17 protein-coding genes and 1 pseudogene are annotated in these 16,255 nt (G+C 59.5%); 3 read left to right on the top strand and 15 right to left on the bottom strand.

Annotated elements, in window-relative coordinates; translation table 11 throughout:
- Positions 1-69: 69 nt before the first annotated feature.
- Genes cysA through cysP form a run of 4 tightly spaced genes read right to left on the bottom strand, consistent with a single transcriptional unit; the run spans position 70 to position 3,878 of the window.
- Positions 70-1,164 carry a sulfate/thiosulfate ABC transporter ATP-binding protein CysA gene (gene cysA / locus AS136_RS19110; RefSeq protein ID WP_012540937.1) on the bottom strand — a complete coding sequence of 365 codons (1,095 nt, stop codon included), beginning with the start codon at positions 1,162-1,164 and terminating at the stop codon, positions 70-72.
- Positions 1,154-2,029, bottom strand: coding sequence for a sulfate/thiosulfate ABC transporter permease CysW (gene cysW / locus AS136_RS19105; protein WP_008803867.1), 876 nt, complete (start codon positions 2,027-2,029; stop codon positions 1,154-1,156). The genes cysA and cysW overlap by 11 nt, the downstream gene beginning before the upstream one ends.
- Complete coding sequence (cysT, locus tag AS136_RS19100) at positions 2,029-2,862, bottom strand: sulfate/thiosulfate ABC transporter permease CysT (protein WP_002913626.1); 834 nt, start codon at positions 2,860-2,862, stop codon at positions 2,029-2,031. The genes cysW and cysT overlap by 1 nt, the downstream gene beginning before the upstream one ends.
- Positions 2,862-3,878: a thiosulfate/sulfate ABC transporter substrate-binding protein CysP gene (gene cysP / locus AS136_RS19095; RefSeq protein ID WP_008803866.1), complete on the bottom strand. Its 1,017-nt coding sequence runs from the start codon at positions 3,876-3,878 to the stop codon at positions 2,862-2,864. Before cysP ends, cysT begins: the two co-directional genes overlap by 1 nt.
- Positions 3,879-4,078: 200 nt before the next feature.
- Here cysP and AS136_RS27135 point away from each other — a divergent pair.
- A pseudogene (locus AS136_RS27135) lies at positions 4,079-4,441 on the top strand (endonuclease domain-containing protein).
- Between the two features lie 95 nt (positions 4,442-4,536).
- Here the strand turns inward: AS136_RS27135 and AS136_RS19090 are convergent.
- The 4 genes from AS136_RS19090 to AS136_RS19075 form a co-directional block, all read right to left on the bottom strand.
- Entirely contained in the window at positions 4,537-5,436 is a 900-nt protein-coding gene (locus AS136_RS19090; protein ID WP_023323080.1) for a Dyp-type peroxidase, read from the bottom strand.
- Positions 5,437-5,530: 94 nt separating this feature from the next.
- Positions 5,531-6,106: an RpoE-regulated lipoprotein gene (locus AS136_RS19085; protein WP_008803863.1), complete on the bottom strand. Its 576-nt coding sequence runs from the start codon at positions 6,104-6,106 to the stop codon at positions 5,531-5,533.
- Between the two features lie 61 nt (positions 6,107-6,167).
- Complete coding sequence (locus tag AS136_RS19080; protein WP_008803862.1) at positions 6,168-6,617, bottom strand: DUF2919 domain-containing protein; 450 nt, start codon at positions 6,615-6,617, stop codon at positions 6,168-6,170.
- Positions 6,604-7,029, bottom strand: coding sequence for a GNAT family acetyltransferase (locus tag AS136_RS19075; protein WP_002913637.1), 426 nt, complete (start codon positions 7,027-7,029; stop codon positions 6,604-6,606). Before AS136_RS19075 ends, AS136_RS19080 begins: the two co-directional genes overlap by 14 nt.
- A 211-nt stretch (positions 7,030-7,240) precedes the next feature.
- On the opposite strand from AS136_RS19075, the gene amiA reads away from it, so the two are divergent.
- Both amiA and hemF read left to right on the top strand, forming a co-directional pair.
- Positions 7,241-8,113 (top strand): N-acetylmuramoyl-L-alanine amidase AmiA, encoded by an 873-nt coding sequence (gene amiA, locus AS136_RS19070; protein ID WP_008803861.1) that lies wholly within the window; start codon positions 7,241-7,243, stop codon positions 8,111-8,113.
- A complete protein-coding gene (hemF, locus tag AS136_RS19065) occupies positions 8,113-9,012 on the top strand; it encodes an oxygen-dependent coproporphyrinogen oxidase (RefSeq protein ID WP_023298048.1) in 900 nt (299 codons plus the stop codon). The genes amiA and hemF overlap by 1 nt, the downstream gene beginning before the upstream one ends.
- A gap of 43 nt (positions 9,013-9,055) precedes the next feature.
- Here the strand turns inward: hemF and eutR are convergent, their stop codons facing one another.
- The 7 genes from eutR to eutH are packed head-to-tail and all read right to left on the bottom strand — an operon-like array spanning position 9,056 to position 16,248.
- Entirely contained in the window at positions 9,056-10,108 is a 1,053-nt protein-coding gene (eutR, locus tag AS136_RS19060; protein ID WP_016161617.1) for an HTH-type transcriptional regulator EutR, read from the bottom strand.
- Positions 10,109-10,153: 45 nt separating this feature from the next.
- A complete protein-coding gene (eutK, locus tag AS136_RS19055; RefSeq protein ID WP_008803858.1) occupies positions 10,154-10,639 on the bottom strand; it encodes an ethanolamine utilization microcompartment protein EutK in 486 nt (161 codons plus the stop codon).
- 11 nt (positions 10,640-10,650) lie between these two features.
- Positions 10,651-11,310 (bottom strand): ethanolamine utilization microcompartment protein EutL, encoded by a 660-nt coding sequence (gene eutL / locus AS136_RS19050; RefSeq protein WP_008803857.1) that lies wholly within the window; start codon positions 11,308-11,310, stop codon positions 10,651-10,653.
- Positions 11,311-11,319: 9 nt separating this feature from the next.
- Entirely contained in the window at positions 11,320-12,222 is a 903-nt protein-coding gene (eutC, locus tag AS136_RS19045; RefSeq protein WP_023323081.1) for an ethanolamine ammonia-lyase subunit EutC, read from the bottom strand.
- 20 nt (positions 12,223-12,242) lie between these two features.
- Positions 12,243-13,604, bottom strand: a complete 1,362-nt coding sequence (gene eutB / locus AS136_RS19040) for an ethanolamine ammonia-lyase subunit alpha (RefSeq protein ID WP_012967470.1) — start codon at positions 13,602-13,604, stop codon at positions 12,243-12,245.
- A gap of 11 nt (positions 13,605-13,615) precedes the next feature.
- The gene (gene eutA / locus AS136_RS19035; protein ID WP_023323082.1) at positions 13,616-15,019 is read right to left on the bottom strand and encodes an ethanolamine ammonia-lyase reactivating factor EutA; all 1,404 of its coding nucleotides are present in this window, start codon (positions 15,017-15,019) and stop codon (positions 13,616-13,618) included.
- Positions 15,016-16,248, bottom strand: coding sequence for an ethanolamine utilization protein EutH (eutH, locus tag AS136_RS19030; RefSeq protein WP_008803853.1), 1,233 nt, complete (start codon positions 16,246-16,248; stop codon positions 15,016-15,018). Before eutH ends, eutA begins: the two co-directional genes overlap by 4 nt.
- Between the last annotated feature and the right edge of the window lie 7 nt (positions 16,249-16,255).

The following is a 16,255-nucleotide window of genomic DNA, read 5'->3' as shown; positions in this document are numbered from 1 at the left end:
CAAGACGCGTAAAAACTCCAGGCCCGGAAAGCGTAGCCTTACCGGGCGATAGACCTGCTCAATAAGCTATCAGGCCGACTCCGCCAGAGCAAGCTCGCCGCGCGGCTCGATACGCTCGGTACCGTTATACAGGCGCGCGTTTTGCAGGCCAACGAACAGCCGTTCGCCGCGGGACGGCGCCTCATCGCCCGCCAGCACCACGCTCAGCGGTTCGTCATACCACCCCAGAGGCTGAACGACTAATTGGGTGTAGTGCCCTTTCGGGCTGGCTTCCAGGACCTGCACCGGCAGCGGGGAATCCAGGCTGGTCCGGCGGCTGATGTCCACTTCCCACGGACGCAGGAACAGATCCACCGGCCCCTGGTATGTTGGGGTATAGCCTAACGGCCAGCGGTGCGCGCCAACGTGGAACTGTCCACCGCGGATAATGCCCTGCAGGCGGTTTACTTCTCCCATAAACTCCAGTACGAAACGGGTCGACGGTTCACGCCACACGCGCTCCGGGGCATCGGCTTGTTCGATGTTGCCCTGACTCATCACCACCACCCGGTCAGCAACTTCCAGCGCCTCTTCCTGATCGTGGGTGACGAACACGCTGGTAAATTTTAACTCTTCATGCAGCTGACGCAGCCAGCGGCGCAGCTCTTTACGCACCTGCGCATCCAGCGCGCCGAAGGGTTCATCCAGCAACAGAATTTGCGGCTCCACCGCCAGGGCGCGCGCCAGCGCCACACGCTGTTTCTGGCCGCCGGACAACTGCGCCGGATAGCGATCAGCCAGATGGGCTAGCTGCACCATCTCCAGCAGTTTGGTCACTTTGGCTTTAATCGCCGCCGCATTGGGTCGTTCACGGCGCGGCAGCACGGTCAGGCCAAAGGCGATGTTATCGAACACCGTCATATGACGGAACAGCGCATAGTGCTGGAAGACGAAACCCACTTTACGGTCGCGGGCGTGCATCCGGCTGACGTCGGTGCCGTGGAAGCGGATATGACCGCTGGTCTGATGCTCCAGCCCGGCGATAATTCGCAGCAAGGTGGTTTTTCCGGAGCCCGAGGGCCCCAGCAGCGCAACCATTTGTCCGGAAGGGATATCCAGCGAGATATCATTCAGCACCTGGGTGCGACCAAACGATTTCTTAATATTGGCAATCTCAATGCTCATGATTTCCCTCCTGTTGCGCGCGTTCTTTCTGATTGGCCAGACGCCATTGCAACATACTCTTTAAAAACAGGGTCAGAATAGCCATTAACGTCAGCAGGGCCGCAGCGGTAAACGAGCCGACGGTATTGTAATCCTGCTCCAGTAGTTCAATTTGCAGCGGCAGCGACAGCGTTTCTCCACGAATCGAACCGGAGACTACCGACACTGCGCCAAATTCGCCGATGGCGCGGGCGTTGGTCAATACCACGCCATACAGCAGCGCCCAGCGAATATTCGGCAACGTCACCCGACGGAACATCTGCCAGCCGGAAGCGCCCAGCAGCACCGCAGCTTCATCTTCATGACTGCCCTGGCTCATCATCACCGGCACCAGCTCGCGCACCACAAACGGACAGGTGACAAAGATGGTCGCCAGCACCATGCCCGGCCAGGCGAACATGATCTGCAGGTTATGCGCATCAAGCCAGCCGCCCAGCGGGCCGTTAGAGCCATAAAACAGCAGATACACCAGACCGGCCACCACCGGCGAGACGGCGAACGGGATATCCAGTAACGTCAGCAGCAGCTGGCGGCCGGGAAAAGTAAAACGTGTCACCAGCCAGGCCAGCAGCGTACCGAACACCAGGTTCACCGGTACGGTAATCAACGCAATCATCACCGTCAGCCAGATGGCATGCAGCATGTCCGGGTTGGCCAGGTTTTCCAGCACCGGCATCAGCCCTTTGCTGAAGGCCTGGATAAAGATATAGAGCATCGGCACGACGAGGATGAAGGCGGAGACCACCATCCCGACGCCAATCAGAAACCATTTCCCCCAGTTGATGCGGGGCGCGTCGTAGCGTTTCAATTGAGTAACTTCCGCCATTAGTGACCTACCACGCGTCGACCAAAGCGACTCTGCAGGGTATTGATGGAAAAGAGCAGCAGCAGTGAGGCGGCCAGGATCACCGAGGCGATCGCGCTCGCCGCCGGATAGTCAAACTCCTGCAGACGAATAAAGATCATCAGCGAGGTCACCTCTGTCTTCCACGCGATGTTGCCAGCGATAAAAATCACCGCGCCAAACTCGCCGAGGCTGCGGGTAAACGACAGGGCAATGCCCGCCAGCAGCGCCGGCGACAGCTCCGGCAGCACCACTTTGCGGAAACTCTGCCAGCGCGTGGCGCCCAGCGTTTCCGCCGCTTCCTCATACTCGGGTCCCAGCTCCTCCAGCACCGGCTGCACGGTACGTACCACGAACGGGATGCTGGTGAAGGCCATCGCCACGGCGATGCCGAGCCAGGTATAGGTCACTTTAATATCGAACTTCGCCAGCCATTCCCCGTAAATACCGTTCACCGAAAACAGCGAGGCCAGGGTCAGACCGGCTACCGCCGTCGGCAGCGCAAACGGCAGGTCCATTAAGGCATCCAGCAGCGTGCGGCCCGGAAAACGATAGCGAGTGAGGATCCAGGCCATCAGCAGACCAAAGACGCCGTTAAAAATAGAGGCTACAAACGCCGACAGCAGCGTCACCTTATAGGCCGCCACCACCTGCGGGTTGGTGATCACATCCCAGTATTGCGCCCAGCTCATCTGCGCCAGCTGCATCACCAGCGCGCTGAGCGGTAATAACAAAATCAGACAGACAAACAGCAGGCTGGTGCCGAGGCTCAGGGTAAAGCCCGGCAGCACGCGCTTGGACGACACAGCAAACATTACTTACGCCCCGCCGCCAGCAGTTTGTCCAGTTCGCCGCCGCTGGCGAAGTGGGTTTTCATCACCTCAGGCCAGGAGCCAAACTTGTCCTCTACGCGGAACAGCTCGGTCTGCGGGAATTTATCCTTCAGGGCGTCCATCACTTTCGGGTTGTTTACCCGGTAGTAGTAGTCGGTAATGATGGTTTGCGCCTGCGGGCTGTAGAGCCAGTTCAGGTAGGCTTTCGCCGCCTTTTCCGTGCCATTGGCTTTGACGTTTTTATCCACCCATGCCACCGGGAACTCCGCCAGAATGTTGGTTTTCGGGATCACCACTTCAAATCCCTGCGCCTCATACTGCTTACGAATATTGTTCACTTCCGATTCGAAGCTAATCAGCACATCGCCCAGGCCGCGTTCAGCAAAAGTGGTGGTCGCCCCGCGTCCGCCGGTATCAAAGACTTCGACGTTCTTCAGAAACTGGGTCATAAACTGTTCGGTTTTGGCTTTATCGCCGCCGTCGGCTTTATCCGCCGCGCCCCATGCCGCCAGGTAGGTGTATCGGGCGTTACCCGAGGTTTTCGGGTTCGGGAAAATCAGCTTGACGTCAGAGCGAACCAGATCGTTCCAGTCATGAATGTTTTTCGGGTTGCCTTTACGCACCAGGAAACCCATCGTCGAATAGAACGGTGAGCTGTTGTTCGGCAGGCGGCTTTGCCAGTCGGCCGGGATCAGGTTGCCTTTGTCATGCAGGATCTGCACGTCCGTCACCTGGTTGTAGGTGACCACGTCCGCCTTCAGGCCCTGCAAAATAGCCAGCGCCTGCTTGGATGAACCGGCATGCGACTGCTTAATCGTCAGCGTGTCCCCGCCATTGTCCTTCGCCCACTGCTGCTCAAAAGGCGGGTTAAGGGCGGCAAACAGCTCGCGGGAGACATCATAGGAGCTGTTCAGCAGCTCCGTCGCCTGCGCCTGCGCGGCCAGCAGCATGGAAGCCGCCAGCGCCAGATATCCTTTTTTCAGTGATTTAACGGCCATTGCGCACCCTTATCAACGTTGAACATTTTCTGATGATCATCATATTTATAACGGGTACGAAAGGAGTAACGGTTTTATATACCGTTTGGCGATTTGGAAGTCGAAAAGAGAATAAGCAACTGGCAAAGCTTTGCTGAAAGCGGCTCGCAGATTAGACGTGTCATTGTGACAAACGGCAGCCAGGCGTGCACTGTGTTTATATGAAAAACACACAGATATTTGCTCGTCAGCTCAGACGTAGCTTAACGCCAACAGAACGTCGACCAGGGTACTGACTGCGCAACCGCCATTTTGCTTGCTATAAGTTTCGCCGCCAGCATCCCGTTGGTCCCTATATTCTCGATTTTGCCTGCTGCGCAACACGGCTGGCGATTGAACTGGACGGCGGCCAACACGATGAGAGGCGTGCCTACGATGTTCGCCGCAGCCGCTGGCTACAGAGCCAGGGATGGCGGGTTTTACGCTTCTGGAATAATGAGTTTGAAGAGTATGAAGATGCGGTGATGCAGAGAATACTTGAAGCGCTTGAGTCGCCGATGCCCTCACCCCGCCCCTCTCCCTGAGGGAGAGGGAGAAAGAGAGTCCGCACGCAGATTCCATAACCGCACCGAACGGTTCCCTCTCCCCCCTGGGGAGAGGGTTAGGGTGAGGGGGGAAATTACAGCGCCTGGATACGCTCCAGCGACGGCGCGAAGTAATAACCGCCGGTCACCGGTTTGGTGAAGCGCAGCATCGCGTCGCGTTTGCCGTCGGTATCGCCGAACATGCTCAGCAGCTGCTGCTCGATGTTATACAGGCGCGCGCAGTAGGCGCAGAAATAGAGACCATGGGTGCCGCTGGCGGTGCCGTACGGCAGGCTCTGACGGACGATTTTCAGCCCTTTGCCATCTTCTTTTAAGTCCACGCGGCTCAGGTGCGACGTGACCGGACGCTCGTCGCCATCTATCTCTTCGTTGGCTTCTTTGGTACGGCCGATCATCATCTCCTGATCCGGTACGCTCATGCGGTTCAGCTGTTTGAGATTATGCTCCCAGCGCTGGACGAACACGTAGCTGCCGCCCGCGTCCACACCGTCTTTAATGACTGCCACTTCGCGGCGGGTTTCTTCCCCCGCCGGGTTTTCGGTGCCGTCGACAAAGCCGCTGAGGTCACGCTCTTCCACCCAACGGAAACCGTGGATCTCTTCTTTCACGTCGATAGCGTCGCCAAAGGCGGCCATCGCGGCCTGCGCCACCGAGAAGTTAACTTCATGGCGGGCGGATAAAATATGAATCAGCAGGTCATACTGGGTGGACGGCGCCAGCCCTTTGCCATAGACCGGAAAATCTTTTAACTCTTCCGCCCCTTCGCCGTCGCTCAGCTGACGCCAGACGTTATTGCCGAACGCCACCACCGCCCCGAGTTTGGCGTCGGGGAATTTAGCCTGGAAGGTGGCCACGTTATCGACAAAATTTTTGCTCGCTTCGCGCAGGGCGTTAACGTCCCCTTTGACATTGGCTTCAATCCAAATCGCCGCGCGGCAATGTTCCGGCAAAATGCCGCTCTGAACCTGAGACATCGCTCCTCCTGAAATGATGCAACTACAACGCTGTCGCGTTGCTAACGCGCCATTGTAACTGTTTTTCAGGGCCATCGTGTCTCTTCAGATCAATTTAGCGACGCCAGATAATTTTGCTGACCTTCCAGTTTTTCAGCGTATCGTCGGAGGGCATCAGCTCGTCCGGGCCGCTCCAGTGGCCGGTAAAGGCATAGCTGATATGCTGGCTCCCCTCGGCCTGACACTCGACGACCGCGCCATTGTCATTGCTGCCTTTCTGGCAGTTGCCGAAGGCTTTGCTGTACAGGTCGCTAAACGGTGTGCCGATTTTCACGCCGCTGGCGGTTTTGATTTCGGCATCACGCACGTCAATCCGGCTGATGGTACCGTTGTCGCCATTGATGGTCAGCGCCACGCTGTTGTCTTTCAGCGCTTCAAAATAGTGGACGATATTGCCCTTATCGGTCTTCATCCCGCTGCGTAAACGGTAGTCGCTCCCCAGCGCATCGCTAATAGCCTGTTCATTGAGCGGCGTGGAAGCCGTCAGTTTACCCACCCCCTGCTCGGTCACCTCGGTAGAAGCGCCAAACCAGTTCCACGGATAGGCCGCCGACCAGTTGACTGCGCTCATCGTGGAGCAGCCGGTCAGCGCCAGCGGAAGCGCACAGAGCATTAAACGTAGCGATTTCATATCACAATCCTTTCTGAGTCATTCAACGCATGTTGGAGTTCACGATCGGCAAAAAGTGCCCTTAAAAGGTGGTCTGGCGAAAACAGGCGCCCAGGCGACGGCTGGTTAACAGCCACCACAGGGCATAACCATCCGCCACCAGCAGCCCGATGGTCAGCGAGGAGGGAGATTCGCCGCTCAGCCATAGCATCGGCTGCCACAGCAACAGCAGCAATTGCGATAGCACCAGCAGCCAGCGCATCGCCCGCCACGCGCGCGGCAGGCGCTGACGGTAGCCGCTAAGCAGAAAGGCCAGCACCGCCGGCACGCCGGGGAGTAAACCGAGCCAGAAGCGGTCGTGATCGGGATAGAACAGATTAAGAATCGCGTCGCCCTGCTGGCGCGATGCGCCGGCCATCAAAAACAGCACCCACGTGCGGGCCTGCAACAACAGCACGCACCAGAAGAGCAAAGGCAGGCGCAGACGGCCATGGGCATCAAAATCGGCGGGGATAAACTCAGTATTCTTCATCTTCGATCAGACGCTTGCCCAGGGTCAGGACATCGGCGTATTCATAGCCCAGCCGCTCATACATTCCCTGCACCACGTCGTTGTCTTCACGAACCATAATGTTGATTTTCGGGCAGCCGCGGGCAATCAGCTTTTTCTCGAGCCGGTTGAGCAGCGCGTTCGCGATACCCCGGCCACGATATTCCGGATGGACGCCGAGATAATAGGCCGATCCGCGATGACCGTCATATCCGCCCATCACCGTGCCGACCACTTCGCCATTCACTTCCGCCACCAGAAACAGGCTGACGTCATGATTCAGCTTGCGCTCAATATCCATCTCCGGATCGTTCCACGGGCGCAGCAGATCGCAGCGCTCCCACAGCGTCACAACCTCTTCGAAATCCTGCTGGCGAAAAACGCGAATCTCCATGGTATTCCCCACCATTGACGGTTAAAAACAGTGATTATGGCGCGAATATAACTGATAGCCAATATCAGGCGAAATCAGCGACAAAAAATGGCATAATATGACTTTGTCATGTATTGAAATGAAAAGTAAAACAATTCTTATTTTGAATGGTCGTAACGGCAAACGCGATACGATATAACATTGGACATCACTTGTTTACAATTCAGGCCGAATGAGCACTTTTAAACCCTTAAAAATACTTGCTTCGCGCCGTCAGGTGCTGAAAGCCGGGCTGGCTGCGATGACGCTGAGTGGCGTCGCCGCACAGGTCAGCGCAAAAGAGCAGCCACTGAAAACATCAAATGGACACAGCAAACCCGCCGCTAAAAAAGCCGGCGCCCGCCGCGTTGTGATGCTCGACCCGGGCCACGGCGGTATCGACACCGGGGCTATCGGCCATAACGGTTCGAAAGAGAAGCATGTGGTGCTGGCGATCGCTAAGAACGTGCGCAGCATTTTGCGCAGCAACGGCATCGACGCCCGCCTGACCCGCACCGGCGATACCTTTATCCCGCTGTACGACCGCGTGGAGATTGCCCATCAGCACGGCGCCGATCTGTTTATGTCGATCCATGCCGACGGCTTCACCAACCCGAGCGCCGCCGGCGCCTCGGTGTTTGCGCTGTCAAACCGCGGCGCCAGTAGCGCCATGGCAAAATACCTCTCCGACCGCGAAAACCGCGCCGATGAAGTTGCCGGTAAGAAAGCGACCGATAAAGATCATCTGCTGCAGCAGGTGCTGTTCGATCTGGTGCAGACCGACACCATTAAAAACAGCCTGACGCTGGGCTCGCATATCCTGAAAAAGATCAAACCGGTGCATAAGCTGCACAGCCGCAATACCGAGCAGGCGGCGTTCGTGGTGCTGAAGTCGCCGTCCATTCCGTCCGTGCTGGTGGAAACCTCGTTTATCACCAACCCGAACGAGGAGAAACTGCTCGGCACCACCGCTTTCCGGCAGAAAATCGCCACCGCGATTGCCAACGGCATTATCAGCTATTTCCACTGGTTCGATAACCAGAAAGCCCATTCGAAGAGACGTTAATGAAACCCGATGCCGCGCAGGTTAAAACTTTTCTGCTCCAGCTCCAGGACAACCTTTGCCAGCAGCTGAGCGCTGTCGATGGCGCACCGTTTATTGAAGACGCCTGGCAGCGGGAAGGCGGTGGCGGCGGGCGCAGCCGGGTGTTGCGCGACGGCAACGTGTTCGAACAGGCCGGGGTTAACTTCTCTCACGTCCATGGCGATGCGATGCCCGCCTCGGCAACGGCCCATCGCCCGGAGCTGGCCGGACGCAGCTTTGAAGCCATGGGCGTCTCGCTGGTGGTTCATCCGCTGAACCCCTATGTGCCCACCAGCCATGCCAACGTGCGGTTCTTTATTGCCGAAAAGCCTGGCGCCGACCCGGTGTGGTGGTTCGGCGGCGGCTTCGATTTAACCCCTTACTACGGCTTTGAAGAGGATGCCGTCCACTGGCATCGTACCGCCCGCGATCTGTGTCTGCCGTTCGGCGAAGCCGTCTATCCGCGCTATAAAAAATGGTGCGATGATTACTTCTATCTCAAGCACCGCCAGGAGCAGCGCGGTATCGGCGGTCTGTTCTTTGACGACCTGAATACCCCGGATTTTGACCACTGCTTCGCCTTTATGCAGGCGGTCGGGAACGGCTATGCTGACGCCTATTTACCCATCGTCGAACGCCGAAAAGCCACGCCGTACGGCGAGCGCGAGCGCCACTTTCAGCTCTATCGCCGCGGCCGCTACGTCGAGTTCAATCTGGTCTGGGACCGCGGCACCCTGTTCGGCCTGCAGACCGGCGGGCGTACGGAGTCGATTCTGATGTCGATGCCGCCGCTGGTGCGCTGGGAATATGATTATCAGCCCGAGCCCGGCAGCCCCGAGGCGGCGCTGAGCGAGTTTATTCAGGTGCGCGACTGGCTGTAACGGCCGGATGGCGGCTGGCCACCCGGCAGCGGCGTCGCTTCGCTCACACCCACTGGCGCAGGCGATGATGCAGCGTCATCGACGGTTTCTCAGCAAACAGCTGCTGATAGTCGGTGGCGAACTGCCCCAGATGCCAGAATCCCCACTGCATGGCCGCCTCCTTGACCGTCTCCCGCTCTGACCAGGGACTTATCAGCTCCCGGCGTACGGCGTTCAGACGGATCCGTTTGAGCCAGGCGTTGGGGCCAATCCCCAGAATCGCATGGAAGGCGTTTTGCAGGGTGCGACGGCTGACGTACAGCTGCTGGCACAGGTCGAGAACGGTTAGCGGCTCCGCGCTGTTTTCCAGCACATATTCGCGGGCCTGCGCCAGCAGGCGGCGGTAGCTCTGGTGGCTGATACTCTCCGCGCTCACCATCGGCTGCGCCTCTTCCAGCATCGTCCCCATCGCCAGCAACAGATTATCCCGCAGCACCTTGCGCACCGCAGGCTGATGAAGGGTATCCGGATGCTCGCTGAAGGTGGCCAGCGCCTGCTGCACAAACCCCCACAGCGCGGCCTTATGCGGCTCCCGAACTGCCAGCGCTGACTGGTTGCGTAGCATATGCAGCACTCGCTCCGGGTGGTGCAGGAAACTGGCATGGCGAGAAATCACCTCCTCTGAAATCACCACACCGAGGATGGTGTAATCATCCGGTGTGCTGAGCTCGAACTCCGTACCGCCGGGACGGGTGGCGATTTCTGCCCGGCCCAGGCACTGCGAACCGATAAACCCCTGCTCTCCCCGCGCCGCCGGAATACCAAACCAAAAGGAGTTCGGCCAGACCACGCAGGACTGGCGCAGCGCCAGCCCGGTATATTCGCGAAAGACCTGGATCTCATCGAGCAGAATTTCGGTAAACTCGCCGCGAAACTGCCCCGGATGCAGCTGATCGTAAATCTGTTGCCAGGCGGTAATGGTCAGGGCGTGCTCATACACATCGGTTGTGTGTCGTTGATGAATATTGTCAATTTCAACCTGGGGCGTCAGCCGGGTATTTTCAGGTAACGCCTCGCAACAGAGATGGTGCAAATTTGCAGAACGACGCTTTTTCATAATCGTTAAAGCCGGGGGCAAGCCGCTCCCGGCACCTCCGACAGGTTATGGATTTTTGAGACGATAGCGGCTACTGCGTTTGCGTAGCGTCCCTGCGGAAAAGAGCTGATCCAGCGCCTGGCGGGCCTTATCCAGCGGCCAGGCAAAATGCGCGGCGACCTCGCCGGCCGTCATGCCCTGACGAACTGATGCCAGCAGCGTCAGTAACGCTTCCGATGATGCCGGGTCAGCAGGCGGCAGGGGCGCTGGCGGCGGTGGCTGAAAACCGCCGATCAGCCACTGGGTATCCTCTTCCGGACGGCCGATTTCCCGACGGCTGATCACACATCCGGTTCGCTCCGCCGCTACGCTTCCGGCATCCAGCGCGGCACGACAGGCCGCCAGATCCCCCTCCACCACCAGCGTCAATCTGCCGGGGTCGAGCACTTCATGACTGAGCAGGCGCACATTGGCCGCCTTGAGCATGGCATCCGCGGCGTCTACAGCGGCGACCATGCCCTCCACTTCCAGCAATCCCAGCGCATTGATCATCGCTCCCTCCGTTACGCACGCTGAACAGGATGACGGGCAATATCGAGAACGGCATCGGTAAAGGCGTTGCAGGCGGCTTTACAGGCGGCCTGACTTCCCGTCAAAAAGGCGGCCGAATAGTTGGTTTCCGACGGCGGCGGGACGTAGGTCACCAGCTGAACGTCGGCAGACTTCATCGCCGCATCGATGCCGTACGTCGCCTCCAGCGGCGGCGCCACCAGATAAGCGATCGGATCGCCCAACGCGATGCCAGCGGTCGATGAAAGATAAGAGCCGGTACGCGACACCACGTGCGCCAGAAACGCGGTATCTTGCGCGTCGTTAGCCCACTGGAACGCCGCCCCGCTTTCAATATGCGCCATCATGGCATCCAGCCCGGCGCGAACTTCCGCCGGGTTCGGGCCGCCGAGCATAATCAGCACTTCACCGGCGGTAGGCGACGGGCCGTGAGCCGCTCCGGCATACAGGGAGCGGCCATAGACCACCTCCACCATCGCCTGCTTTGTCGCTTCATCGGCGGCAATATACGTCACGTCATCAGAATCTGCCGTGATGAGTCCGAGGCTACGTATATGTGGCGGTAATTTAAGCTCCCGGGCAAAACCGTCATTCACCGAGGCAATGACGCGCATGGCAGTGACCGAGGGTCGAATCAAATCTAATGCGGGCATGATGCCTCCTTAACGGCTCATGTTGATACCGGAGGCTTTCTGCTCCAGCATGCGTTTGGCTAAATCCACGATCACCGCGGCGGCTTCTACCGGCGGGGTGCCGCCCTGGTGAATATTGGAGATACAGGTCCGGTCGGCCTCGACGGTGGTCGCCACCCGCGGGGAGTACACCGCGTAGCAGGAGAGGCTCTCTGACTGGCCAAGTCCCGGGCGCTCGCCAACCAGCAGGATCACCACCTTCGCGCCGAGGATCTCGCCGATCTGATCTTCAATCTTGACGCGGCCATAGCGCACGAAGAACGGCGTCCCGACCTTCAGACCCGCCTGTTTCAGGCCGGCAAGCAGCGGCGGCAGGATCTCTTCGTAGTTGGCGGTGATGGCATCCGTCGACAGGCCATCGGACACCACCACCTGCACATCCGGTTCCATCACGCACTGCGCCTTCAGCGCATCGATGGCCTCCGGACTGAGACGGCGTCCCAGATCGGGGCGCGTCAGGTAGCGATTTTTGTCGCTGATTTCCGAACGCACTTCCAGCAGCCCCTGCGCTTTCACCCACGCCTCCGGCACCTCTTTGAGCACCGTATCTTTCGAGCGCGAGTGATCCGCCAGGAAGCGCAGCAACGCGAGGGTGCGCGGACGCGGACCGGCGCGACCGGTGCAAACGCGCGCTGCGGTGCTGCGTTTCAGTTCGGTCAGCACTTCGGCGCGGTGCGGATGTTGTACGCCAATCCAGGCTTTCGCTTCCGCAGAGCCCAGATCCAGCGCGCAGCTTTCCACTGTTGCGTCGGTGGCGCACGCGGCAGCGTGGCAGGCCGGCGTCGTCGCTACGGGGGCCTCTGGCTGTGTCTGTGGCTGTCCCATTGACGCCATTACGCTGCGTACAATGTCTTCAATCTGTTTTTGATCCATGATGTGTCATCCCCGCGTCATCAGAAGAACAGTGACGGATCGCCCGCCCGTTTGGTCAGACGACCATTTGCCATAATGCCCATCCGTTCCAGCCAGCCTTCGAACTCCGGTGACGGACGCAGACCCAGCAGCTGGCGCACGGTCGCGGTATCGTGGAAGGCGGTAGTCTGGTAGTTGAGCATGATGTCGTCGCCGAGCGGCATGCCCATGATGTAGTTGCAGCCAGCGGTCGCCAGCAGGATCATCAGGTTTTCGTTGAGGTTCTGATCGGCATCGGCATGGTTGGTGTAGCAGCAGTCGCAGCCCATCGAGATGCCGCTCAGCTTGCCCATAAAGTGGTCTTCCAGCCCGGCGCGAATAATTTGTCGGTCGTTATAGAGGTACTCCGGCCCGATAAAGCCCACCACGGTGTTGACGAGGAACGGATCGTAGTGCCGCGCCAGGCCATAGTTACGCGCTTCCATCGTCACCTGGTCGGCGCCGAAGTTAGCGCCCGCGGAGAGCGCCGAGCCCTGCCCGGTTTCAAAGTAAAGACAGTTCTCCCCGGCGATGCGGTTAAACTCCGCTCCCACCGCCCGCGCTTCATCGAGCATCGCCAGTTCGACGCCGAACTCTTTTAGCCCTTTTTCGCTGCCGCAGATGCTCTGGAAGATAAGCCCCCCCGGCGCGCCGCGGCGGATAGCTTCGATCTGGGTGGTGACGTGCGCCAGCACGCAGCCCTGGGTCGGGATGGAAAACTTGTCGATCACCCCGTACACCGTATCCAGCACGCGACTCAGGTTCTCCACGTCGTCAGTGACCGGGTTGACGCCAATCACCGCGTCGCCCGCGCCGAAGGAGAGCCCTTCGTAGATTTGCGCGGCAATACTCTGCACGTCGTCGCGGGTATCGTTCGGCTGCAGGCGGCAGCTAAAGGTCCCCGGCAGACCGATGGTGGTATTGGCTTTTTTGATCACCGGCATTTTTTTGCCGCCGTAGATCAGATCGGCGTTGGAGCAGATCTTGGCCACCGCCGCCACCACCTCGGAGGTCAGCCCTTTGCGGACAAACGCGATATCGTCGCTGGTGACCTCGTCGTTGAGCACGTATTCGCGCAGGTCGCTGATGGTCCAGTGTTTGATCCGCTGATAGGCGGTTTCGTTCACGTCATCCTGGATCAGGCGCGTCACGCAATCCTCCTCATAGGGGATCACCGGGTTATTGCGGATATCGGCCACCGTCATATCGGAGAGCACCTGCTTGGCGGCCACGCGCTGCTGCGAACTCTCCGCTGCCACGCCCGCCAGCACATCTCCCGAACGCAGTTCGTTGGCTTTCGCCAGCACCTCTTTAACATCCTTAAACTGATAAACATTGCCGAACAATGTGGTCTTTAGTTTCATAAGTCGTTCCCTCAGGAAGGAAATGCGAGTGATTTCACCGTCACCGGCACAACCGATCCGCCAAAAAGAGGCGTACCAATGTCGATATAGTCCCCCGCCCGGACGCTCACCTCATCGATGACCGCCAGCGGAAGGTGTGGAAGCTGCGGCCGCAGCAGCATGCCCAGCGCTTTGCCAAAATCCTGCTCGGCCACCAGCAGCAGCGGACGCGGATTGGGAAAGCGGGCGACAAACGCCAGCAGGGCGTCAATTACGGTCAGTAAGGTGGCGTAGCGCACCGGTAGCGCAGCGGGAAGCGCCAGCACGTAAGTGTCCGCCTCGGGGGCCAGATCGAGCTGCGTCAGCGCCTGCCGCCAGGCGTTCGGCAGATCGGCGGCATCCTGCGGGATAGCCACCGGCAGATTACGCAGCGGCAGTTGAACCCTCTCCAGCCAGATGGTGCTTCCGGACAGGGACAGCGTATGCGCCCCGGCGCCAATCACCGTGGCGCGCACGGTTTGCGTCGGAAACTGCACGTTCATTTCACGCAGGCGCGGATGCTCGTGCAGGGCCGTGGCCAGCAGCGGCCCGATATCGGAAAAACAGAAAGGATCGGCGGGTTGATGGCGGTAGCACTCCCCCACTCCGCCGGAAAGAGTAATCACCTCCGGCTGAACACCCGCAGGCAGTACTTCGGTTTGCATCAGCCCCTGCGCCAGCGGTGAGAGCCTGCCGTCGATCACCTCAACGATCAGCCCCGCCATCCGGCGCGCCACCTGCGCCAGCTGACCCGCAGTCAACGATAAAGCATCGGTTCCCGGGCCGAATACCGCATCGACAATCCGCTGTCCTGGCGAGTGCGCGTGGACCACGCGCCCCTGAGCGTCGGTTTCCAGCAGGCGGCCGCCGACGTTGAGGCAGGCGGTGGCGCTGAGGTTACCGGCGTCAAACAGGGCATAGTTCGAGGTACCGCCGCCAATATCGATATTAAGCACCCGGCACATCCGCTGCCGGGACAAGGTCTGCGCCCCGGCGCCGTGTCCGGCAATGACCGACTCCAGGTGCGGCCCGGCGCTGGCGACGACAAAATCGCCCAGCGACTGCGAGAGCGCCATCACCGCCGGGCGGGCATTGCGGGTTTTCGCGCTTTCACCAGTGATGATGATCGCCCCGGAGTCCACCGCTTGCGGGGCAATCCCGGCGGCCCGGTACTGAGCCAGAATCAGCGCCTCAAGCTCGGCCTCTTTCAGTTCTCCCTGCTTATCAACCGGCGTAAAAAAGACCGGGCTTTGCCAGCTAATGTCGCGTTTGATGAATTCGTAGCGCGGCACCTGGGAGACCGCCGCGCGGTTCACCAGCTCGAGGCGCGAGAAGATCACCTGCGTGGTGGTGGTGCCGATATCAATACCGACGCTCAACAGCTGGCGCGTGTTCACGAGTGCGCCTCCGCTTCGGTGTTGGCAGGCGCCGGTACGTTTTCATCTTTTGGCACCAGCAGCATCGCCACGCCAATCGCGGTAACGCCGCCGACCAGCTTGCCGACGATCATCGGGAAGATCATGGCGTTCATGTTGGCCGCCGCAAAACCGAGATGGTCGCCGAGGGCGAACGCCGCTGACACTGAGAAGGCGCAGTTGATCACTTTTCCGCGGGTATCCATCTGCTTCATCATGCCGAACATCGGGATATTGTTCGCGAGGGTAGCGACCATGCCGCCGGCAGCCATATTGTTGATTTTGAGGAGATTACCGACACGCATCAGCGGCTTTTCAAACCAGCGGGTCAGCAGGAGCACCATCGGGTAAGCGCCGAGCAGCACGCAGGAGATAGAGCCAATGACTTCGATGGCGCGCATCACCTCGCCGGGCTGGTCACCAGGCGCCATAAAGATCGGGTCGAGTCCTGGGATCAGCTCCCAGCCGAGCAGGAACTTGATCACCGCCGCCGCCAGGCCGATGGTGATCAGCGCCACGAGGAATTTGGCGAAGATCTGGAAGCCGTTGATCATTTTTTCCGGAATGAACTTCAGCCCCAGCGCCACCAGCACGGCGACGATGATCACCGGGATCATATTCATCAGGATCAGCGCGAAGGTAAACGCTACCGGCTGGCCGTTGATCTCCACCCCGGAATACATCGCCACCAGACCGCCGGCGATACAGCCGATAGGAATAGTGACAATGCCCGCCAGCACGCCGAGCGCCAGCCAGCGGCGATCGGCAGGTTCGATAATGCCGAGCGCCACCGGAATGGAGAACACAATGGTCGGCCCCATCATGGAGCCGAGGATCAGGCCCGAGTACATCCAGGCCGCCACGTCGCCGCCCGCCAGCTCTTTGGCGAGGAAGAAACCGCCCATGTCGCACGCCAGCAGCGTGCCGGCAAACATCGACGGGTTGGCGCCGAGCATCTCATACAGCGGGATAATCACCGGACCGAGCAGATGGGCCAGCACCGGCGCCAGGGCGGTCATCCCGACCATCGCCAGGCCCAGCGCGCCCATCGCCATAAACCCTTCTTCAAACTGACCGCCGGATCCCTCAATGCTTTTCCCCAGTTTGCCGAGAAAGCGCGCCGAGCCGCCGAACTGCGACAGGATCCTGTCCACGGCGGCAATCAGCATAAAGAACATCATGATGTACATGATGATTTCGTTAATTCCCATAGCCCTT

The organism is Klebsiella sp. D5A (assembly GCF_001620885.1).
Lineage (GTDB): Bacteria > Pseudomonadota > Gammaproteobacteria > Enterobacterales > Enterobacteriaceae > Klebsiella > Klebsiella variicola.
Note: the sequence above shows the minus strand (reverse complement) of the source record. Positions and strands in the feature narration are given on the sequence as shown.